Consider the following 23,433-nt stretch of genomic DNA (forward strand, 5'->3'; position numbering starts at 1 on the left):
CTTGATTAATTATATAAAACCCATGTATCTTTACTACCCCCACCTTGAGAGCTGTTGACTACCAATGATCCTTTTTTGAGTGCTACCCTTGTGAGTGCACCAGGAATCACTTCGATCTCTTCGCCATATAATATGTATGGTCGAAGATCTACATGGCGTCCTTCCAAGCCATCCTCTGTCAAAGTGGGGACAGTTGACAATGAAAGTGTTGGCTGAGCAATATAATTGTTTGGATTGTTCCTGATCAAGTTTCTGAATTTCTCATGTTCTGCAGCATCAGCTTTTGGTCCGATTAGCATTCCATAGCCTCCGGCTGCATTGGTTTCTTTTACAACCAGGTTATGGATATTTTCCAAAACATACTTTCTATCATCTTCTTCCCTGCATAAATAAGTTGGGACATTATTTAATATTGGTTCTTCATTCAAATAATACTTGATGATCCTTGGCACATAAGCATACACAGCTTTGTCATCAGCTACACCTGTCCCAGGAGCATTTGCGAACGCAATGTTTCCTGCTTTGTAAGCTTCAAAAATGCCAGGAACTCCAAGCATAGAGTCTGGATTGAATGCCATTGGATCCATAAATGTATCATCAATCCTTCTATAAAGAACATCAATTTGCTGGAGACCTTTGGTAGTCTGCATATAGACTTTATTATTTTTTGTCACCAAATCGATTCCAGATACCAGCTCTACTCCCATTTGTAATGCTAAATAAGAGTGCTCAAAGTACGCTGAATTATAAATCCCAGGCGTCAAAACGCCAACAATTGGCTTTTCTTTATTGGATAGAAATTGAAGCATTTTGAGCAATTTTGCTGGATAATCCGACACTGGCATCACACCCATCGAATTGAAAAGCTCAGGATAAGCTCTCTTGATGATTTCCCTACTTTCAAGCATGTAGGACACTCCTGATGGACATCTAAGATTGTCTTCCAAGATATAATACTCGCCATTTTTATCCCTCACAAGGTCGGTACCCGTAATATGACACCAAATTCCCTTAGGAGGAGTCAGGCCAATACATGGTTCTAAATAATCCTTACTCTTCAGTATCAAATCCTCAGGTACTATTCCGTCCTTGAGGATCTTTCTTTCATTGTAAATATCTTGTAGAAAAAGATTCAAAGCATGTATCCTTTGTTTCAATCCAGCTTCCAATAATTTCCATTCCGAATTTGGGATGATCCGAGGTACAATATCCAAATGCAATATCTTCTCCGTTCCTTGATTGTCATGATAGACATTAAAAGTCATCCCCATTGCAATCTGGGTCTTGTTTGCCGAAAACTGCAATTGAGACATCTTCTTGGGACTTGTCTTTTTGACCAAGCTCAAAAAAGAATTGTAATGTTGACGGCAAGCACCGTCTGGATTGAACATCTCATCAAAGTTACCATTGATTTGGTAATTCACTGTTTCCATAAAATTTTGTTTAATAGGTTAAAAATCTGACTTATAATTTAAGTAAAATATGTCATTATTGCAAAAATTATGCTTTTCAAATAAAGATTTTTTACGATCACACTTCGTTTTCTCAAAGTTTTATAAACACAAAATATTGACTTTAAATTAGTTAACTTATCAAAAATATTTAAACAGCTTAAAATTCAAACTGATTTTTATAAAATCATTATAAATTAAAACTCATTAAGGTAAATTTTCAATCTCTTTTCCATTAAAAAGTTAAAAAAATCAAACTATTAGTGTTTAAATAATTCGAATATTAATTATTTGATATTAATTGAGACCGCTGGAAAAGAAGTTGACAATCATAATTTTGATCTTAAGGTGCTCAATATTTACTCTAAAAAATTGTTTTGTTTTATATCTGGACTAATCCTGTAGAACTAAGTTTATTTTTAAAAAAAATTTAGAAAATAGATTTTTTAATCGATGACTAAACAAAAACAGATTGCCAAAATGAATCAGCAATCTTTTTTAAAGTGAGTATAATCTTCTTTTTAACTTATCATCGAGCCATTGGCTGTATTTGCACCGGGCTTTAACAATCTCAAACTACCGTCTTTATCTTCTGCCATCAAAATCATTCCTTCAGAATCTATCCCCATCATCTTGCGTGGTGCTAAGTTGATCAACATCGTGACTTGCTGACCTATCAAATCTTCTGGTTTGAAAAACTCCGCTACTCCACTCAAAACAGTCCTTTTTCCTAAGCCTGTATCTACAGTCAACTTTAAGAGTTTCTTGGATTTGGGCATTGGTTCTGCTGTAAGCACGGTGACTACACGCATATCCAACTTGGCGAAGTCTTCGTAAGTAATTGTTTCCTTTTCTGGGGTTACAACTGCATTTTCCAATTCATTCTTCTTTTTGGCTTCCAACAATTTATTTACTTGTGCTTCTACCACATTGTCTTCGATTTTTTCGAACAACAATGCCGCCGGATTGATTCTAACACCAGCTTTCAACAAATCAAACTCACCTGCATTCTTCCAGTTCAAACCAGTTAGGTTGAACATATTGAATATTTTTTCCGAGGTAAATGGCAAAAAGGGTTCTGCAACCACTGCTAGGTTTGAAGCAATATTCAAAGCAATATTCAAGATTGTTCCTGTACGATCTTTGTCCTCTTTTATCGTCTTCCAAGGCTCAGTATCTGCCAAGTATTTATTACCCAATCTTGCAAAATCCATTACAAAAGAAAGTGCTTCTCTAAACCTGTATCTTTCTATTGAAGCCGCAATTTTATCCGGAAATGCCTTCATTGCCTCCAAAACCTCTTCATCATAAGGAGACAAATCAGATTTGGCAGGTACAACTCCTCCAAAGAACTTATGGGTAAGTACAACTGCCCTGTTTACAAAATTGCCATACACAGCTACCAACTCGGAATTATTTCTTCCCTGAAAATCCTTCCAAGTAAAGTCATTGTCTTTTGTCTCTGGAGCATTTGCCGTCAATACATAGCGCAAGACATCTTGTTTATCAGGAAATTCCTCCAAATATTCATGCAACCAAACAGCCCAATTTCTGGAAGTTGAAATCTTCTCACCTTCCAAGTTCAAAAATTCATTTGCAGGTACATTCTCAGGAAGGATATACTCACCATGCGTTTTTAGAATAGCAGGGAAAATAATACAATGGAACACAATATTATCTTTTCCGATAAAGTGCACCAACTTGGTCTCTTCATCTTTCCAATATGGCTCCCAGTCTTTACCTTTTTCATTTGCCCACTCTTTAGTAGAAGAGATATAGCCAATAGGTGCATCAAACCAAACATAAAGCACTTTCCCATCGGCACCTTCTACAGGAACTGGTATTCCCCAGTCCAAATCCCTAGTCATAGACCTTGCCTGCAATCCATCACCCGCCTCCAACCAAGAGCGACATTGCCCAAGTACATTATTCTTCCAGTCATCCTTATGATCAACAAGAATCCATTTTTGTAAAAACTCAGTATATCTAGCCAAATCCAGAAACCAATGCTTAGTCTCTTTCAAGATAGGTGTGTTCCCACTTAGCTTTGATTTTGGATTGATCAAGTCTGTAGGACTCAAAGAACTTCCACATTTTTCGCACTGATCGCCATATGCTCCATCATGTCCACACTTAGGGCAAGTGCCTTCAATATATCTGTCAGCCAAGAACTGCCCTGCTTCTTCATCAAAATACTGCTCTGTGGATTGTTCCAAGAATTCTCCTTTTTCATAAAGATCCTTGAAAAATGCAGAAGCTGTTTCGTGATGGATTTTTGCAGAAGTTCTTGAATAATGGTCAAAACTAATTCCGAAAGCTTCAAAGCTCCCTTTCATCATCTCATGATATCTGTCCACGACTTCCTGTGGCGTAATCCCCTCCTTTTTGGCTTTGATGGTAATCGCTACTCCATGTTCATCAGAACCGCAAACATAAGCCACATCTCTCCCCATAGACCGAAGGTATCTAACATAAATATCGGATGGAATATAACAACCAGCCATGTGACCTATGTGAAGTGGGCCATTGGCATAAGGCAAAGCAGAAGTAACTGTATATCTTTTAAAGTCTTTATTATTCATATGGTGCAAAGATAGCTTTTTTGGAAAGTTTTGTTTGAGAAAATCTGGGATATATCAAGCCTTTTGGAACTCTTCTCTAGCTTCATCAGTCAATATTCCTTGATAGATAATCTGGATGGCCTGATCGAAAATCTCAGAAGTGCTCAGATTCATTTCGTTACGCATTTCCTTTGGAAATTGAGACAAAAATTTGGGATCAATCAAGCTCTGAATGGCAGATGCATAGAGAAGTACAATCATTGTCTTGTTCATTTTTGCAGAGACAAACCCCTTTTCTATTCCTTCTTCGATCAATTTTTGAAATCTTAGATAAGCTGAATCTCGAATATAATCTTGCAATTCTGACCAGATATCTGGCGCATGGTCTCTCAAATCCTCCAACAACTCTGGATTGATCGGAGCCAAATCACGCGCTACTATCGTGAGGAAAGATTTCAATTTGACTGTATAGGGAATATGTTTGTTGTCAAAAAGTGCCTGCACTTTGATGGATAACGTGTTTTTCAATAGATCAAAAGACGCTGCCAGCAATTCCAGCTTTCCAGGAAAATACTTGTAGAGTGTTTTTTTACTCATAGACAGCACCTGGGCGATATCATCCATTGTTGTATTCTTATACCCCTGCTTCAAGAAAAGCTTATAAGCTCGATCTAAGATTTTGGCTTCTATTTCAGTTTTTTTGCTCATTTTTGTGGAATAGGGAGCAAATATATACAATCCGATTAATTTACCTGCCCATTTTCCAAACTTAGTCCTTTTGAAAAGCTTTGTGCTTTCGTTGCCATAGCTTAATTTTGGTCTTTGGCATTATTTCAAAAAAATTAGCAAAAACTCAATGACTCCATCGCAAGCAGAAGCTAGAATTGCTGAATTATCTCAGCAAATCAACTATTATAATCACCAGTATTATCAGGAAGACCATTCTGAAATCTCTGATTATGAATTTGATAAATTGCTTGAGGAATTGATCCAACTTGAAACAGACTTTCCTGAATTCCTCACCGAACAGAGTCCAAGCCAGCGAGTTGGTGGAACTATCACGAAGGAGTTTGAAACTGCTATGCATGAAACAAGGATGCTTTCCTTAGGGAATACTTACTCGGAAGAAGAACTTTTGGCATTTGATGAAAGAGTAGCCAAAGGCTTGGAGCATAGAAATTTTGAGTATTTCTGTGAGCTCAAGTTCGACGGAGTGGCTATCAGTCTAGTCTATGAAAATGGTAAGCTTGTGAGAGCTGTCACTCGAGGGGATGGAACCAAAGGCGATGTAGTCACCGAAAACATCAGAACGATCAGAAATATTCCTATATTTTTTTCTGACCAGGAAGTTCCTGCAAAGTTTGAAGTTCGAGGTGAAATATTCCTACCAAGGAAAGAGTTTGAAAAAATAAATAGTGAACGTGCAGAAAACGGTGATCCACTGCTTGCAAACCCAAGGAATGCAGCTTCAGGAACTGTCAAAATGCAGGACAGCAGCATTGTAGCCAAAAGAAGGTTGAACTGCTACTTTTATCAGTTGATCACAAATGAAACGGAAGTCAATCAGCATGACAGTGCTATGGCTTTGTTGGAAAAATGGGGGTTTAACGTCTCTCCTACTTACAAAAAATGTGATTCTATCAAAGAAGTCCTACAATACATTGAAGAATGGAGAGAAAAAAGACATAGCTTGCCCCTTGACACAGACGGAGTAGTGTTGAAGGTAAATGATTATGATCAAAGAGAAGAATTGGGATTCACTGCAAAAATTCCCCGATGGGCCATTGCATACAAATACCAAGCAGAGAGTGCAGAAAGTCAACTACTATCGATTACCTATCAAGTTGGGAGAACTGGCGCGATCACGCCAGTAGCAAATCTTTCACCAGTGCAGCTCGCTGGGACCACCGTGAAAAGAGCTTCTTTACACAATGCAAATGAAATAGAAAGGTTGGGACTGTACGAAGGGGATTATGTTTTTGTGGAAAAAGGAGGAGAAATCATTCCTAAAATCACGGCAGTTTCGATAGAAAAAAGAAATTCTGAGGCTCAACCAGTTCGATACATTGCCCATTGTCCAGAATGTGGTACAGAATTGATCAGAAGAGAAAGCGAAGCAAAGCACTATTGCCCGAACACCCAAAGCTGTCCTCCTCAATTGTTGGGAAGAATCGAACATTTCGTTCACAAGAGAGCAATGGACATTGACTCTTTGGGAACCGAAAGAATCAGGGCATTGATCGATCAAGGATATATTTCAAATTTTGCAGATATCTATGATTTGGAATCCAAAAGTGATGAACTCCTTGGATTGGAAATGAATCAAGACCAATATCAGAAAACCGACGAGGGCATGCTATACATTTCCCTTCACAAGGCACTTTTTGCGTTGACTGAGGGAATTTCATTGTCTGCTATTGGTAAGTTTTTGGAAGAAAACATAGAAAATGCACTTGAAGAAACTCTCAAAAACTTTCTGACATATATCCGTGAAAGCAAAAAGAAAGTTGCACAAAATGTAGGAACGATTCAATTACTAGAAGGATTGCTTCAGTCTTATCCTTTTCCCAAAGTAGAAGATTTTTTGCCATTGCCTTTGGTTCTTTCACTTTTAATTGGAAAAAAAGCTGGAATCAGTCGCTTAAAAGAAGTGGCAATCCATGAAAGCACAGTGCATGGAATCCTTTTGAAACTCAACTTGGACTTAAGCAAAGAACAGGAGGATCGAATCAAAAAGCTTAAAGCAAACACTTTTCAAGAAGGTGTAATCACAAATATGATTGAAGGGATCAAAGCATCAAAAGAACAAAGTTTCGAACGTGTGCTCTTTGCTTTGGGGATTAGAAACATTGGTGAGAATACTGCCCAGATTTTGGCAAGATCCTTCAAAAACATTGACAATTTGAAGAATGCAAGTTCAGAATCGCTTTTGGAGGTAAATGGAGTCGGTGAGACTTTGGTCAATAGCCTCAAGGAGTTTTTCTCAGAAGAGGAAAACATTCAAATCATTGATAGATTGAAGGCACAAGGTTTGAATTTTGAGATTGAGGAAATAGAAAGAGCTTTGGAAAGTAATGTCCTTGAAGGCAAAAAAATTCTAGCATCAGGAAAATTGAACCATTTCAAGAGAGATGAAATTATTGACTTTGTAGAAGCAAATGGTGGTCAGTATGTAAAATCTGTTTCAAAAAGTCTTGATTTCATCATCGAAGGCGAAGATATGGGTCCAAGCAAAAAAGAGAAAGCGGAAAAACTTGGTGTGAAATTGATATCGGAAGAGGATTTTATGAAAATGATGGGAAAAGAATTTTGATTATGGATATCATTAAAAGGCATTATGTAAAAAGAAGTTATAGAAAGCACAATTTCACCAAGAATGAAAAACTGTCATTTCCCGAAAAAATAAGCTCCATTGGGATCTTGGCAAGTACTCAAGTGGAGTTTGTCACATGCAAGGATAAACTAGAGTCAGTCTTTGGAGAATCTGTTGAAATATCGGGGTTTTACGATTCCAGTAGGGACATGGAACATGGGATTTCATCACGGGATTTCAATTTATGGGGTAAGCCCAACGCTCGAATCGAAAGGTTTCTCGAAAAAAAAACAGATTTTATATTGGTTCCCACTTTAAACCTTAATCCTTATTTACTTTATTTGTTGCTGCATTCGAAAACAGCCATAAAAATCGGATTTCACTCATCTGAGAATCGAAAATATTTGGATTTGATGCTAGACTATAAAGACAATAACCTTAAAGAAAGTATCCAAGATTTATTGGATTATTATATTAAAATTAAAGAAGCATGTTAAACTTATTTGGTACAGGAGTAGCGTTGGTCACACCTATGAATGAAGATCATTCGATTGATTTTCTAGGTTTGGAAAAGTTGATCAATCATGTAATATCCGAAGGTGCTGATTATCTAGTGGTACAAGGGACAACAGGTGAATCAGCGACTATGACCAAAGAAGAGAAAAAACAGGTTTTGAATGCATGCCTAAAAATAAATTCTGGAAGGTTACCTATCGTTTATGGCCTGGGAGGAAACAACACTTATGGAGTTCTTGAAGAAATAGAATCTACTGATTTTTCGGGAATTGACGCCATACTTTCTGTATGCCCTTATTACAACAAGCCCTCGCAAGCGGGAATTGTAGCACATTATACCACTATAGCAGATGCCAGTCCAGTACCTGTGATACTTTACAATGTACCTGGAAGAACAGTCACGAATATGACTGCTAACACGACGCTTACCCTCGCGAACCATCCCAATATCATCGCAATGAAAGAAGCTAGTGGCAATTTGGAACAATGCATGAATATTGCAGCAAATATGCCATCTGATTTTATGCTGATTTCTGGAGACGATATGATGACAACGGCTCTCCGTGCTCTTGGAGGATCTGGTGTGATTTCGGTTTTAGCAAACGCATATCCTGCTATCTTCAAAACAATCTGCCATGGGGATATAGAAGCTTCCAAAAAAGCTACTTTCAAACTCCTTTCGCTGAACCCTTTAATGTATGAAGAAAGCAATCCTGTAGGATTGAAGTATTTATTGAAGGAATTGGGTATCTGTCAAGATGCAGTAAGACTTCCATTAGTCGAAGCTTCTGACGATCTTAGAGAAAAAATAAAAGCTACCATGGTTCAGTAAAAATTAAAAGCTAGAACAAGAATAAACCTTTGGGGTTTTCAAATACCCCGAAGGTTTAAAAAAGTAATTAATTATCCGCAATGTTGTTCAGTTTCTATTGACCGGGCTTTCTATATAGAATGAAGGTGTTTCAATCTTAATATATCATTATTGATATTTCTTTATATTTATATCCGTTTTCATACCAGTAGAATCTAAATAATTGAATTAACCTGTGATTTCGAACCAATCTCAATAAATATCCAATATCTATTAGTACCAGTTTGCCAAAAAACAATCGTTTAATTGATTAGTGGCATGATTGCGGATAATCATATTTCTTTAAATTTCAAATATGCAACAAGCAATTTCACTTTTAGACTTGAATAATATTATCCGGGATTCTTTGGAAAACAACCTATCCCCTAGTTATTGGGTAGTAGCAGAAATTGGAGAGTTGAAACTTGCTCCTCAGGGACATGCTTATTTGGAATTGGTAGAAAAAAATGGAAATCAGGTAAAAGCAAAAATCAGGGCCAATGTTTGGCAATATACTTTTCGTACAGTATCTGGAAAATTCAAAGCTACAACTGGTCAAGACGTCCGTGCAGGGATGAAAATCCTTGCTTTGGCGACTGTCACATTCCATGAGCTTTATGGAATTAGCCTAAACATCAAAGATATAGACCCTAACTTCACATTGGGTGAAAGGGCAAGGATTCGGCAGGAAATAATCGATCGATTGACTGCCGAAGGCATGATGGCTTTGAACAAAAGATTTGACCTACCTTCAGTTCCACAAAGAGTAGCTGTCATCAGTAGTCAGTCTGCTGCTGGCTATGGGGATTTTGTTCAGCAATTACAATCCAATCGATATGGCTATCAGGTTCATTTCAAACTCTTTCAAGCAATCCTCCAAGGAACAGAAGCTGCAAAAACCATGATAAAAGCCCTCGAACAAATTGAGGAAGAATCGCAAGATATTGGTTTTGACATGGTCGTTATCATTAGAGGAGGAGGAGCTCAGATGGATTTGGATTGTTTTGATGACTTCCATTTGGCCATGTCAATAGCAAAATATCCTATCCCAGTCATCACGGGAATTGGTCACGAGCGTGACGAAACAATCGCTGACCTCGTCGCACATACCAAAGTAAAAACACCAACAGCTGCGGCAGAATTTATTTTATCTGGGTTTATGGGTTTTGAAGAAAATCTACTTACCAATCTAAAAAAGATAGAAAGAAATGTATCACAAAGGCTTGTGTGGGAAGAAAGAAGATTGACAGAATCTCAATCAAGAATAAAAAATGCGAATAGCATAAGGATCAACAGGTCTTTTGAATTGTTGGAACAAAAAAAGAAAACAATACTCCAATTTTCTTCCAATACGCTCAAGATGGAAGTCTTTAAAGTTGAAAACTTTGAAGCAACAATAAAAAAAGACTTTAAAACAAAACTGCAATCTGCAGCAAATAATTTAAGTTCATTGGAAAAATCAATTCAGAATTTGAATCCTCTTTCATTTTTGAAAAAAGGCTACACCAGATCGGAAATTGATGGAAAACCAATCCATCAATCTGAATTGAAAGAGGGTATGGAAATGGTCACTTTCAGCCACATACAGAAAATAAAAAGTACAATCACAAAAATTGAAGAAAATGGAAAGCAGTAATTTAAGTTATGACAAAGCACTCGCGAGAATAGAAGAGATTGTTGTAAAATTGGAATCGGGAGAAGAAGGGATAGATCAGCTTTCCTCCTTAGTAAAGGAAGCTGCTGTTTTGGTAAAGCGATGTAAGATCAAGTTGCGTTTGACCGAAGAAGAAATCAATAAAGCTTTTGAAGACTGAGGCAATCAGCACATTGTACAGGTAGATGTTGAAAAAATAGAATTATCCGAAATCCTGTCATTGTGAAAATACAAAACCATGATTCTGCGGATAATCATGCTTATTTGATGAGAAAAGTAAATTTCAACTAAAATCAAGTTTAATTTCAAACTTGATTTTAAACTTTAATAGGAGCAAACTGGCAGGCAATTTGTTAAAGAAGGTTAAATTGATTTTTCTTACTTAAATAAACTTAGAAAGAAATGTTTATCATCAAAAAGAAGTATCTGCCTCTATTGATATTATTCGCATTAATTTTTGTACCAAAAGAGGGAAAAGGACAAAGTTTTTATGAGTATAAAATTCCCGTAGAACACGCTGTTATCATCGGTGCAGGACCTTCTTTTATCTATGCTGACAATGGAGGTATCTACAGCAAATTGAAATTCAAATTAAACCCATCTATTACTGGCGCATACAGCAGAAAGGTGAATAGATACTTTGATGTGAGAGCAAATGTTGGTCATCAAAAAGTCGAAGGACTTAAAACAACAAATGCTAGAATTTTAGATATTTGGGAATCGAGAATGTCTGCAAATAATTTTTCAGGTAGAGTAAACTACCTAGATATCATGCCCGTTTTCAATGTGTTTCCTTCAGACCATGCTTACCTGAGAACTGGATTTAATATTTATGGCGGGCTTGGACTTGGTGTAATGATGTCAAAAGTTGATTTGGAATTTGAAAATGAACCAATTATTGAAGACCATAAAATAACAACAATGTATATTCCTGGCAGAGCTGGGATATCTTACAAGCTGAATGACAAAACAGACATCATGTTGGAGGGTTCACTCCTATTTAGTTTTACTGATAATATTGATGGAAATGAAAATTTCAACAGACTTGGGGACCATCTTTGGCAAGCTCAAATAATGATAAAAAGATATCTAAAACCCTCATCTAGAATAAGATAATTTATTTTTTGGTTCTGAAATAATATTAAAGTGTAGGAGTTAAGAGTAAGAACACTTTGTAAAGTGCTCTTCCGATCTTTGATTTTCATCATCGGTCGCCCCATGAAGGGATATAAAACAGTGGCTTATCAAGAAACCGTCATCAAATATTTTCTTGGGATGTTGACCATTAAGTTTTGGTTAATACCTGGAATTCGAATGATGAAATAATCTTTATTGGCCTTATTGACACATTCGCCTGACATTCCTTCCAAAGCTCCTCCAATAATAGAGACTTTTTCACCGGGCTCAATTTCTGAATTATCAGTTTCTACAGCTACACCAGTCTCAAGAATTCTCTTGATTGCATTTATTTCTACTTCTCTGACGACGGCATGCTCTCCTGAGAAATTGACGAACTTGACAGCACCAGGCACCTGAAGGACCTCCCAAAGCTCCGTTTTCCTTGTCTTTACAAACAAATACCCATTGAAAAGCGCTTTTTTAACTTTCTTTTTTCTATCACTCCACTGCCTGAGTTCCTCAATCATCGGTAAGAATACCTCCAAACCTTTTTCTTCCAATCTTTGCGCTACTTTTTTCTCTGCTCTTGAGGTTGTATAAAGTACAAACCAATTTAATTCTGCCATAAATCTTATTTACTTCAAAAATACAAAATTAAAAACCCTTGAGATAAAATCCCAAGGGTTTAAAAATTTAAAACCACCAACCTTTAATAATCATGCTATTTCAATCTACGGAGTAGCATGTTGAATTTGTCTGCCAATAAATACATGACAGGCACGATTACTAACGTCAAAAACGTAGCAAAGGTTAACCCAAATATTACAGTCCAAGCCATTGGTCCCCAGAATGTGGCATTGTCACCTCCGATATAAAATTGCGGGTCAAATTCTGACAACATTGTTGCAAAGTTGATGTTCATTCCAATTGCCAATGGAACCAAGCCCAATACAGTGGTGATCGCAGTGAGCAATACAGGTCTCAACCTTGTCTTACCTCCTTGAATGATACTGTTCAGCAACTCTTCAATTGGTAGATATTCATCCTCTGCCATGTTCAACTCTTCCCTTCTCCTTTGCCTTACCAAATTGGTGTAGTCTATCAATACGATGGCATTATTCACAACTACACCGGCCAATGAAATGATCCCAATACCAGTCATGATCACAACAAAATCCATATTGAAAATCACCAAGCCTAAGAATACCCCAATGGTACTCAGTACTACCGAAGCCATAATGATAAATGGAGTTGTTACTGAATTGAACTGTGCAACGATGATCAAGAAAATTACAGAGACTGCTATAAACAAGGCTCTCATCAAGAATGCAGTTGATTTTTCTTGCTCCTCTTGCTCACCTGTAAACTTCACAGTGATTCCTTCTGGCGTGTTGTAATTTGCAGCTAACTCTTTCAATCTGTCATTGATTTCAGTTGGATTATATCCATCCGTGACGTTTGAGAAAATAGAGATCACTTTGTTCAAATCCTTTCTTTTCACAGATCCATAAGTTGACCCATATTCCAAAGTTGCTACTGCTGAGATAGGAACTTCTTTCTGGTTACCAAACTTGTCTCTGAAATTGATCTTTTTATTGATCAATGAAGAAAGATCATACCTGTATTCATCCTTCAACCTCAATTGAATTGGGAAATCATCTTCCCCATCTTTGAATTTAGACACTTCTAGTCCAAAGAGTGCAGTTCTGAGTTCATTGGCTATTGAGGACGTCGAAAGTCCAAATCTCCTGGCCTTTTCCCTATCAATGTTCAAAACTACCTCAGGGCTTCCTAGCTCTAAGTCAGATTTCAATTCCTCTATACCTGGAATATTAGCAGAAATCAAATATTCTCTAAATTCCCCCACATAAGCGATCAATTCTTCGAAATTTTCACCACTTACCTCTATGTTTACAGCTTTACCCACTGGTGGGCCATTTCTCTGCTTGTCCACTGTAAATAATACACCTGGATATTTCTCTACCAAATCCCGGATTTCTTCCATCACCTGATTGGTATTGATTCCTTGTCTGTACTGCATTTCCACAAAACTGATTGTGATTTTTGCCTTATGTGGTGTATTTGCTATGCTAGGCCCTTCAGATTCATCACCAGTACCTTCACCTACTTGCGTGATGACAGACTCGATGATATGATCATAGGGTTCCAATACTGCCATCAATTCATCTTCCATAGACAACACAAAACTGTTTGTGGCCTCGGTGTCTGTTCCTATAGGATTTTCTACAAACACATTCACCAAAGCGGGTTCATTGTCTGGGAAAAACAAAACTTTTGGTGATCTGATAAACAACAATGCTATCGAAAATACCAACAATAAAGAAATTCCTCCAAAGAAGAAGTAAGGTTTCCAACCATTGAGGGCATAAGCTAAGATTGATTCATAGATATTTTCAAGCTTAACCAAGAATACATTCTGGAACCATTTGATCGCATTTCTCAACACGAAAACGTTGAAAACAGTCAAAATAGCAGCTAACATGGAAATATTTCCCATTGCTATCCAGCCAAACATATAAGATAGAATGGCTATGACCATCAAAGCTAAAGCAATCAACAATGGTCTCTTCTTGGATTTCACAGTATCCAAATCTTGGATTTTCATAAACATGGAAGTCAATACTGGATTGACTACCAATGCTACAAAAAGTGAAGAAGATAATACTATGATCAAAGTGATAGGCAAATATTTCATGAATTCACCAATGATATCATCCCAAAATGCCAAAGGAAGAAATGCAGCCAATGTAGTGGCCGTAGAAGTAATGATTGGCCATGCAACCTCTCCCACTCCTTCTTTTGCAGCAATTATTGGTGACTTCCCTTCTTGCATCAATCGGTAAATATTCTCTACTACCACGATTCCGTTATCCACCAACATCCCTAATGCCAGGATCAAGGCAAACAATACCATCAGGTTCAAAGTGATCCCAAATGCATTCAATATCAAGAAAGAAATAAACATCGAAAGTGGAATTGCAATCCCAACAAACAACGCATTTCTAAACCCAAGGAAAAACATCAAAACCAAGATTACCAAGATTACACCAAAGATGATACTGTTTTCCAAGTCATTTACTTGAGCTCTTGTATCTTTGGACTGATCATTGGTAATGTCTATCTGAAGGTCATTGGGGAATCTATTGGCTTTTGCTTTTTCGAGCAAGTCCTTGATCTTATCGGATGCATCTAGTAAGTTTTCTCCACTTCGCTTTACTACGTTGATAGTGACCACAGGTAGTTTTTTGCTTCTAGCGTAACTTGTTCTTTCTTCAAAAGTATCTTGAACCTCTGCTACATCTCTTAGATAGACAATTCTATTGTTTTCTGTCTTTATGATAATGTCTAAGATTTCTTCTGCTTTCTCGAATTCCCCTGTAATCCTCAGGGCTCTTCTGAAATCACCTGCAAGGACATTACCTCCGGAAATAGTGATGTTTTCTTGACTTACTGCGTCTGAAATATCAGAAAATGAAACTCCAAGAGCTTCCATCTTGAAAATATCTGCATCTATCCTGATTTCCCTCTCTATCGTACCTCGTAACTCAGCCTTTGAGATCTCCGGAAGTTTCTCTATTTCATCTTCCAAATACTCCCCAAACTTCTTCAACTCTTCTTGAGTATAATTTCCGGAAATATTCACGTTCATGATCGGAAAATCTGAAGTATTGACTTCTATCACATCAGGATCTCTATCCAAATCATTCGGCAATTCGCTTTTTGATTTGTCCACTGCATCTTTTACATCTTGAATCGCCTTGGATATTTCCACTCCAGGGTTAAACTCAACCACGATCGAGGAGAAATCCTGTACAGAAGTCGATTTGATCACTTTGATGTTATTGATCCCTTTGAGCTCTTTTTCGATTGGTCTTGTGATCAGGTTTTCCATATCCACAGGAGAATTTCCAGGATAGGCTGTACCGACATATACCGTCGGAATTACAATTTCGGGAAAGCTTTCCTTTGGCATCGTTTTGTATGCCATCAATCCCAAAACACTGATGATAAAAACCAATATGACTATGGAAGTCTGATTATCTACAGAAAGGGAACTAATCCCAAACTGCCTCGTGACTTCTTTTTTCTTTTCTTCTTGATTCGACATAAGAAATTATTGCGAAATATTTACACTGAAATTATCTCCAACTTCACGGAAACCTTTATCCACCAAAGTTTCAGATCCATCAAGACCTTCCAAAACCTCTGTAATCTCCTTATACACCATGCCTCTCTTGATGTATCTCTTCTTGCTCATGTCATTCTCGACTATGTACACATAGTCACCTTTACTGTCTTGCAATACCAAATAATTCGGGACTGTTACAGCATCTTTGTTTTCATAATCATTGATTTTCATCACTGAGATCATGTTTGGCTTGACATAAGACAAGTTTGGCAATACAACTTCTACTTTGAAAGTTCTATTATTGGGATTGATAATTGTACCGATTGCAGTTACTTTGGTTTTCAAAGTCTCATTGATCGAAGGAAATGAGATCTCCACCGAATCACCTCTGTTGACTATACCAACATATCTTTCTGATACATCAGATTCGATAAACAAATCACTCTCTCCAACAAACTGAAACATCGGAGTTCCTGGTTGCACCAACTCGCCCATTCTGACATTCACAGTTTCTACAGTTCCGTTGAATGGCGCTTTTACCTTTGTTCTATCCATTTGGGTTTTGAGACCAGCCATGTTTTTTTCCAGAGATTCTTTTCTGTTTTTGGCTTCCAAATATTGGATTTCGGTTCCAATTTGTTGATTCCAAAGCCTTTCTTGCTTTTCAAACACGATGTTGGCCAGCTCCATTTGGGTTTCCAATTCATCGATATTTCTCTGTACCGATTCTGCATCGATTACCGCCAGAACTTCACCTTTACGGACACGCATACCTTCTACAGCAGAGATCTCTTGGATTCTCCCTGACACTTCACCGGAAATATTGACATTTTTCTTCGAAAGCACAGATCCTGTTACTTCCACGTAATGCTGAAAGTGCTCCTTGTTAGGCTTAATTGTAGAAATCAGTACAGATTTCCTATTCATCTTGCCAAATTCAGGATCTAGTGCTGCTATTTCCTTTTCCAAAGATTCTATACTTGCCCTCAGTTCAGATGCTTCTGACTTTTTGGCTTCCAATTCAGCTTTTTTTGTGGAAAGCTCATCTTCTTTTGCACATGAAAACATCACTGCAATGAAAGGAAGGATTAAAAGTTTTGAATATGATTTCATATTTATTTTATATAAAATTTTTGTTGCTATTTATAATATTCCCAATGCTTTTTCTAAATCAACTTTAGCGATCAAAGCATCATACAATGCTGAGAAGTAATTTGTCTCTGCTTCTTTCAATGCAGAATCTGCTTCCACCACTTCTAAGTTAGATCCCACACCTTCTTGATATTTGATCTTTGTCATTTCAAATACTTCAAGTGCCAATTCTCTATTTTCTTCTTGAACATTTAGTGTTCTTATAGCATTTCGAAGTGTAATATTGGATTGATACCTTTCTAGTTCTATATTCTCTTCCAGAAAATGCTTTTGGTTTTCGAGCTGTCTGATCTGTACCCTATTCTGTTGAACTTTATAACTTTTTCTCAAACCATCAAAAATAGGAATATTCAATCTCAAGCCTGCAAATGAGGAAGAAAACCAACGATCAGGATCTCCTAATGTACTAAACCTTTGAGCACCTGTTACTCGCTGAAATGTACCAAAAGCAGCTATATCAGGCATATATTGAATTTGGTTATTCTTGAGGTCCAACTTTGCCAAATCAAGATTTTTATTAATCTGATCTACTTCTACCCTTCTATAACCTGGATTGCTCAAAAGTGACTCGAGTTCAGACAGCGAATGAATGTCAGCAATGCTTTGACCAAGGTCAATTTCCAGATTTACTGGCATACCTATCTGTACTTTCAAAACCTGCTTGCTTATTTCTTCAGCAGCTTCTACTTTATCAAATTCGGATTGAAGATTATTGAGCTGAACTTTCACTCTACTTACATCCAATTTTTCGACGAATCCTTCTGAATACAATGCTTCGGTTTCTTTCAATAACTCTTTGATTCTAATCAAATTTGCAGATACCAGTTCTTTTCTTTCTTTGTTGATCAAAACAGTGAAATAGGCCTTTTTTGTAGCTTCGATGATATCAGCTTCTGTTTTTTCTTTGTCAAATTCAGTCAATGCTTTCAATGTTTTGGCAGCCTTCAAACCAATAAAGTAAGAGCCATTGAAAATCATCTGCTCGACAGAAAGAGTAAGTGAAGACTGATAATTTACTGCAAATGGAAGAACAGTAATATCATCTGGTGCGTCAGTACCTGGACCACCACCACCACCTGGAATTTGTTCTCCAGTCTCTCCTGGCAAAATAAGGACTGGTGCTTGAATATTTTTTGTAAACTCCAAAGTACTATTGATCTGAGGAAGACCAGTTGCTCTGTTTTCACCAATCACCCCTTTGGAAATAAGCACTTCCAATTGCGCATTTTTTGCTTCTACATTATTTTCTAATGCATATTTGATACTTTCTTCAAGTGTGAGTTGTACCACTTCCTGGGCTTTTACCAGTCCATTGAAGAAAAATGTAACCAGGCTAAGCATTAGCCCAGCCCGAATCATTTTTGTTATTACTTTCATTCTTCTTTACTTTTCTTTTTTAGGTAAGTATCTTTTCCTTTTTCTGTAAAAATCCCATGTAAAAAATGCTCAAACACTTCTACATGAACCTCCCCCAAATTAAACTTGGCAGGAGGAAATTTCAATGGATCAAATAGACTCATCATTTGCTCAATCCGCATAGTTGCTATTATCTGGGGATTGATTTCTGGCCTAAAATAACCTTCTTCGATTCCTTTGATTAATACATCGATGATCTCTTGATGAATATGCTTTTGTTTAAACTCTTCAAAAATCTGCCAACATTGAGGATAGTATCTTTGCAGTTCATTCATCACAAATGGGTTCATTTGTGAAAATCTTTTCCTGACGTAGCTTGACAACCCTAGCAAATGATCTATTACTCCATCATTTAGGCTGGGTAAAGCCTTCATTTTGCATTCATCTTGCTCCAATGCGCTTTGGAATGTTTCATAGACCAGCTGATTTTTATCTACAAATTCCTGATAAACGGTCTTTTTTGATACACCTGAAAGTCTGGCTATGTCATCCATGGTCACTGATCTTATGCCAAACTGCATAAATTGATCAATTGCCGTTACGATAATTTTTTCCTTTGTGTCCAAATTCTAATAAATTTCAGACAAAACTCAGGAAACTTTCGGAAAGTTCAAAGTTTCTTAAGTTTTATTTTAGAATATTATTTCTTCTAACTGGTATAACATTGTACCATGCAAAATAATTACTACTATTATATTTATTTGCCCAAATTTTAATCTAACATTACTCCAAAGGCAAAACTTTCAATCATATTAAAATTTAATCACAATTGTCTGAATAAATTGAGAGTGGCCAAAAAAAAGAAATAAATAAAGTAGTTATCAAAGCCAATAAATCTAAATTCTTGTGACCCAGCTAAGCCAATTAATAATTAAAAATATGACGATCTTCAAGAATCCCACTAAACATATAAATACAATACGTTATAAAGTTAATTTTGGGAAATGAAATACTTGAAAACTAACTTTGGAACTCTTGCATATAGAAGATATGGTCTAGGAAAAGATACTCACCTCCTATTCCATGGATTTGGACAAAATATGAAAGCTTATGACTCTTTTTTAAACTTAAGGAAAGAAGATGACACTTTTATCATCTTTGATATTTTCTATCATGGCCAAAGCAGTTGGCGATCTGTAAACCAAAAGCTGACAAAAAACATTTGGAAAGAAATCATCATTCAGTTGATGAATGAAGAACGATTTCATTCGTTTCATTTGATCGGTTATAGCATGGGTGGAAAATTCTCATTGGTAACTTATGAATTGTTCCCAACCCAAGTAAAATCCCTCCTGCTCATGGCTCCAGATGGGATCAAAACTGGCTTTTGGTACAATATGGCTACTTTCCCAGGAGTTCTCAATAGGATATTTAAGCATGTAGTGTTACATCCAAATAGATTCTTCAAAACAATGTCATTTCTCAATTCTCTTGGTGTTTTGGAGAGCAGTATTGTGAAATTTGTCAAATCACAGATGAAAACAAGAACCAAAAGAGCACAAGTGTATTTTACTTGGAATGTTTTCAAACCTCTTCAACCAAATCTGGGTGGAATCATCAAATCAATTCGATCCAACCGAACTCCAATTAACTTAATCACAGGTAAATTTGACAAGATGGTTACCTCTAAAAATCTAGAAAAATTCAGTTCAAAAATCCCCAGTATCATCCAAATTGAATTAGAATGCGGACATAATGATTTGATAGAAGAAACTGTCAAGCACTTAAGTTGAGATTGAAGATTTTAGAAGGTTGATTTTTGAAGAAACGAGAGGTTAGAGGTGAGAGGCGAGAGTCACAAAACGCAAGACTCAAGATAGCCCTGAAAAGCCTGTCCCGCATCCTTATCGGGAGGCAATTGAATGGCTATCGGAAATAAAGAGAAATCAAAAAAAAAGTATCAACCAAACTCAAGTTGTGAAAGAGACTTAAGTCAAACCTTAAATCGCCGATCATAACCTGAAAACATATTTGACATTCTCCCAAAACTACTTCCCGTCTTTCTTCAAACTGATTTTGTAATCATCCGGTGTACCTTTCATATTGATATTTACAAAACGGACTCTTCTATCTTGATCTCTATATACTATTGCATCTTCTTGTTCAGGATCGACTTCGCCCTTGTTTTTCCCTCCAAACAATGCTCTAAATCCCACTTGAGTGACCAAAGCAAGGGGAACTCGGATGAAGTAGTCCATATTTAGATCTAGGCTTTGGCTGCCGGAAAGCTCGATAAAACCTAAACTCGAATTGATATTCATTTTAGGAATGTTGAGAACGCCTCCTTTCAACTCAAAGGTATTACTCAAGGTATCAAATCGAACATTTTTCAGGTTTCGATCTGAAAAATAGCTTGCCATCGCATCCAATGGTGCGAAATTCACCAAACTTCCTTGGTAAACTGTCAAGTCCATTTTTGCTTCTGACTTATCAATGATCGGTGTCAAATCTGGATAAACCAAGAATTTACTCGTTATCTTTCCACTGACCTTTCCGTGAAGGTTTTCATTGATCAGATAGTCTTGACCAAAGTTCTCGAATTTGATTAAGAGCTTGTCCAAATCCAATTTGCTGGCTGCCATTTCACTGCTAAAATAAATCTCTTGGGGATTTGAACCATTGAAATATCCATTGATTCCAAGCGATCCATCGGCAATCCCAAAACCCAAAGTATCCAGATACAAAAAATGTTGCTCGTTGGTTCTGGCTTTGGCTACGATATCCTCCAGCCAAAATGTATGGTAATTTAGTTTGTTGATATTTGCTTTAAACTCCATTTTGGAAAATGGCAATTCAAAAACATTAAATGCTTCCTGATGATTGGTATCCACTTCTATTCCCTCAAAACCCAACAAAGCATCCAAATCCAAAGCCTGCGATCTCAAATGGAAATAATTTGATTTCTCAGCTTGATCTGCGATGGAATCCTTTTCACCTAGAAAATAACCTAATTGAATTGTGAAATCGGAAATACCCATTTTTCCCTTGAAGTTTTCCATCGTAAGATATTCATCTTCATAATGCACCCTTCCGGCAAAATCTTCCAGCTTTAATGGGTGGATTTTCATCTTGCCATCCAAATCTTCAAGATAAAAATCAGCTGACTGGAAATTCCCTTGATAATGTAGGTCCACTTTACCTTTTAGGTTCAAATTGGAAATTACTTCATTGCTATAGTCTTCAGGCAGATAATTGACACCATTGTAACTCAAAAGATCATTAAGCTTGAGCTGGTCAGAAACGAGATTGAAATCAAAGCTACTGTCTCCTATCTTTTCATCCTCAAACCATTTTTTGTAATTTTGAAATTTTCCAGTGAGTAAAAAATCACTTTCATCTATTTCTCCTTTGAAATCTATAACTTCCAAAAATTCATCATGGATAAATATATCTGCATGAAAATCATGGAATTCATGTGGGTAGTTTTTAAGCTTTGCATGAAAATCTTCAATGAAAAACTCACCTTTCGGTAAATAATCAAATCCATAAAACTCCTTACCAGTAGTCTTGAAAGCTAATTTGATTTGAAAATCCGAAATCTCTTCTACTATTCCAGCATTGATTGAATCAGAAGGTATTAACTCACTTAAATTCAAAAACTTGGATTTAGCATTTATATTTGCTTTGATCGGTAAATTATTGCCATGAAGTAAAACAGGAAAATCACTCAATTCACCGGAAAAGGCCAAATCTGACTGTCCGATTTGAAAGCTTAAGGAATCCAAAACGACCTTGCCCCTACGCATATATGCATAACCATTTGCATTTTTGATAGGAAGGTCATAGTTAGGAATCTCAATGCTCAGGTTTTTCAGAGTCAGTTCACTTTGAAGACTTCCTTCTACACTAGAAATCGAAGTCGTGGTCAAATCCAAATCAACCAACTCATCGAAATCCATATTTAACAACACCTGTCCTTCAATTCCTTGTAATCCTTCAAATTCAAAGAAATCTCCTAAAAACCCTAGGTCTAAATCTGCATTGACATTGATCTTCACATAAGGATCTTCAAAGTTTCTAATGGTAAGTCTACCTTGAAAAATCCCTTCGTCAGGTTTTGCATAGAAGTTCTGTAACTGAATTTCCGAAGTGCGAAGATTTCTTTCTTTACCATTTGTATAGAAACCCGAAAATCTCAATTCATCAACTTTCTTTTGGATACCGGAATTGAGGAAATAAGCATTGTCAGCACCAAATTCTACTGAAATCGCAGGACTTTGTCCGTTTCCGGCGATTCCTCTTACTGATCCAGAAAAATAAACTTCCCCTTCATTTTTGTATCGCTTGAGTGCTAGGGCTGCATCTTTAGGAAGGAATGCTGCAAAAATATTAAAATCAGGCTTTTCACCATTCAAGTTCAACTCCAAATCCAAACCTTCTTCTACTACTTTTACTTGTCCAGCCAAACCCAGCACAGCCTCTTCTAAACGTACTTTTGATGGGGAAATCATCAGTTTTTGCAATTCTTCAAAATAATCCAACTCCAAATCTAAATGCATCTTCTTGTCAGCAAAAAATGTATTTTCTCCATCTTGGTCCAAATCAAAAATCAAGTCAGAAACTATATCAACAAAAACATGCCCTTCTTTGATACTGAAATCCGACATCAGTTGATCGATGTGAAAGACTAAATCCTGATTGCTGTTCAAATCTGAATAAGTAATGTCAAACTTCTCCAGCACAACCCCGGAAAGATCAAAAGCAAATGCAGTTTCCTCCTCTTCCAAATTTTCTTCTTCATCTTTAATCCCTTTTGCCAATAGCAAATTGATGTCACCATTTTCAAATTTGACGATATCTAGATGACCATCAGAGATTTTTAGTTTTTTTACTTGATATTTTCCTCTGATGATATCCCAAACATTGAAACCAATATAAAAATCTTCGGCTTCATAGATCGGTTTATTGTCTTTGGCTTTTGAATCAAAAAATTTAATCCCTTTCAAATCAATCGAGATGTATGGAAAATTTGCAAATGGAGAAATATAAGAATCCTCTATTGTAATCTCCCCAATAAACTCCTTATTGATTGAAGTCAAAACATTCTGAGTCAGCTGCTTTTGCTTACTATAAACTACCCAAATTGAGGTGGAAAACATCAAAATGGGAACCAAAAAAAACAAGGATATATATAGTACTTTTTTATTCTTCATTTGAATTTATTTGCTCGCTTTCAAATGCAAAACTAAGTAAATGAACAAACAATCAATGTTTATTCATTTACTTAGTTTGACTCCTTGAAATTTTTAAT

The 23,433-nt window shown here is 36.6% G+C and carries 16 protein-coding genes; 7 read left to right on the forward strand and 9 right to left on the reverse strand.

The genetic code is table 11. The features are described from left to right. Positions 1-5 precede the first annotated feature (5 nt). The 3 genes from MM236_RS08950 to MM236_RS08960 all read right to left on the reverse strand — a co-directional run bounded on the left by MM236_RS08950 (position 6) and on the right by MM236_RS08960 (position 4,720). Entirely contained in the window at positions 6-1,433 is a 1,428-nt protein-coding gene (locus tag MM236_RS08950; RefSeq protein ID WP_241274625.1) for a circularly permuted type 2 ATP-grasp protein, read from the reverse strand. Positions 1,434-1,972: 539 nt separating this feature from the next. After that, the gene (gene metG, locus MM236_RS08955; protein ID WP_241274626.1) at positions 1,973-4,033 is read right to left on the reverse strand and encodes a methionine--tRNA ligase; all 2,061 of its coding nucleotides are present in this window, start codon (positions 4,031-4,033) and stop codon (positions 1,973-1,975) included. 54 nt (positions 4,034-4,087) lie between these two features. Then, positions 4,088-4,720 (reverse strand): TetR/AcrR family transcriptional regulator, encoded by a 633-nt coding sequence (locus MM236_RS08960; protein WP_241274627.1) that lies wholly within the window; start codon positions 4,718-4,720, stop codon positions 4,088-4,090. Between the two features lie 148 nt (positions 4,721-4,868). Here MM236_RS08960 and ligA point away from each other — a divergent pair, with 148 nt between their 5' ends. The 6 genes from ligA to MM236_RS08990 all read left to right on the forward strand — a co-directional run bounded on the left by ligA (position 4,869) and on the right by MM236_RS08990 (position 11,461). Further along, positions 4,869-7,325: an NAD-dependent DNA ligase LigA gene (ligA, locus tag MM236_RS08965; RefSeq protein ID WP_241274628.1), complete on the forward strand. Its 2,457-nt coding sequence runs from the start codon at positions 4,869-4,871 to the stop codon at positions 7,323-7,325. A gap of 2 nt (positions 7,326-7,327) precedes the next feature. After that, entirely contained in the window at positions 7,328-7,822 is a 495-nt protein-coding gene (locus MM236_RS08970; protein WP_241274629.1) for a DUF6913 domain-containing protein, read from the forward strand. Next, positions 7,816-8,673, forward strand: a complete 858-nt coding sequence (gene dapA / locus MM236_RS08975) for a 4-hydroxy-tetrahydrodipicolinate synthase (protein ID WP_241274630.1) — start codon at positions 7,816-7,818, stop codon at positions 8,671-8,673. The genes MM236_RS08970 and dapA overlap by 7 nt, the downstream gene beginning before the upstream one ends. A gap of 334 nt (positions 8,674-9,007) precedes the next feature. Further along, entirely contained in the window at positions 9,008-10,327 is a 1,320-nt protein-coding gene (gene xseA / locus MM236_RS08980) for an exodeoxyribonuclease VII large subunit (RefSeq protein ID WP_241274631.1), read from the forward strand. Further along, positions 10,314-10,505 carry an exodeoxyribonuclease VII small subunit gene (gene xseB, locus MM236_RS08985; RefSeq protein WP_241274632.1) on the forward strand — a complete coding sequence of 64 codons (192 nt, stop codon included), beginning with the start codon at positions 10,314-10,316 and terminating at the stop codon, positions 10,503-10,505. The genes xseA and xseB overlap by 14 nt, the downstream gene beginning before the upstream one ends. Positions 10,506-10,747: 242 nt before the next feature. Further along, positions 10,748-11,461, forward strand: coding sequence for a hypothetical protein (locus tag MM236_RS08990; protein ID WP_241274633.1), 714 nt, complete (start codon positions 10,748-10,750; stop codon positions 11,459-11,461). A gap of 128 nt (positions 11,462-11,589) precedes the next feature. Here MM236_RS08990 and MM236_RS08995 read toward each other — a convergent pair whose 3' ends face one another. From MM236_RS08995 to MM236_RS09015, 5 genes are all read right to left on the reverse strand, one after another. Further along, positions 11,590-12,090: a UpxY family transcription antiterminator gene (locus MM236_RS08995; RefSeq protein WP_241274634.1), complete on the reverse strand. Its 501-nt coding sequence runs from the start codon at positions 12,088-12,090 to the stop codon at positions 11,590-11,592. A 95-nt stretch (positions 12,091-12,185) separates the two neighbouring features. Next, complete coding sequence (locus MM236_RS09000; RefSeq protein WP_241274635.1) at positions 12,186-15,593, reverse strand: efflux RND transporter permease subunit; 3,408 nt, start codon at positions 15,591-15,593, stop codon at positions 12,186-12,188. A 6-nt stretch (positions 15,594-15,599) separates the two neighbouring features. Then, positions 15,600-16,727, reverse strand: a complete 1,128-nt coding sequence (locus tag MM236_RS09005; RefSeq protein ID WP_241274636.1) for an efflux RND transporter periplasmic adaptor subunit — start codon at positions 16,725-16,727, stop codon at positions 15,600-15,602. 30 nt (positions 16,728-16,757) lie between these two features. Beyond that, positions 16,758-18,143: a TolC family protein gene (locus MM236_RS09010; RefSeq protein WP_241274637.1), complete on the reverse strand. Its 1,386-nt coding sequence runs from the start codon at positions 18,141-18,143 to the stop codon at positions 16,758-16,760. Continuing rightward, positions 18,140-18,748, reverse strand: a complete 609-nt coding sequence (locus MM236_RS09015; protein ID WP_241274638.1) for a TetR/AcrR family transcriptional regulator — start codon at positions 18,746-18,748, stop codon at positions 18,140-18,142. Before MM236_RS09015 ends, MM236_RS09010 begins: the two co-directional genes overlap by 4 nt. Positions 18,749-19,126: 378 nt before the next feature. Between MM236_RS09015 and MM236_RS09020 the strand changes: the two genes are divergently transcribed. Then, positions 19,127-19,915, forward strand: coding sequence for an alpha/beta hydrolase (locus tag MM236_RS09020; protein WP_241274639.1), 789 nt, complete (start codon positions 19,127-19,129; stop codon positions 19,913-19,915). Between the two features lie 255 nt (positions 19,916-20,170). Here the strand turns inward: MM236_RS09020 and MM236_RS09025 are convergent, their stop codons facing one another. Further along, the gene (locus tag MM236_RS09025) at positions 20,171-23,335 is read right to left on the reverse strand and encodes an AsmA-like C-terminal region-containing protein (RefSeq protein WP_241274640.1); all 3,165 of its coding nucleotides are present in this window, start codon (positions 23,333-23,335) and stop codon (positions 20,171-20,173) included. Between the last annotated feature and the right edge of the window lie 98 nt (positions 23,336-23,433).

Origin of the sequence: Belliella calami (assembly GCF_022549695.1) — a bacterium.
In the GTDB taxonomy this organism is placed as follows: domain Bacteria; phylum Bacteroidota; class Bacteroidia; order Cytophagales; family Cyclobacteriaceae; genus Belliella; species Belliella calami.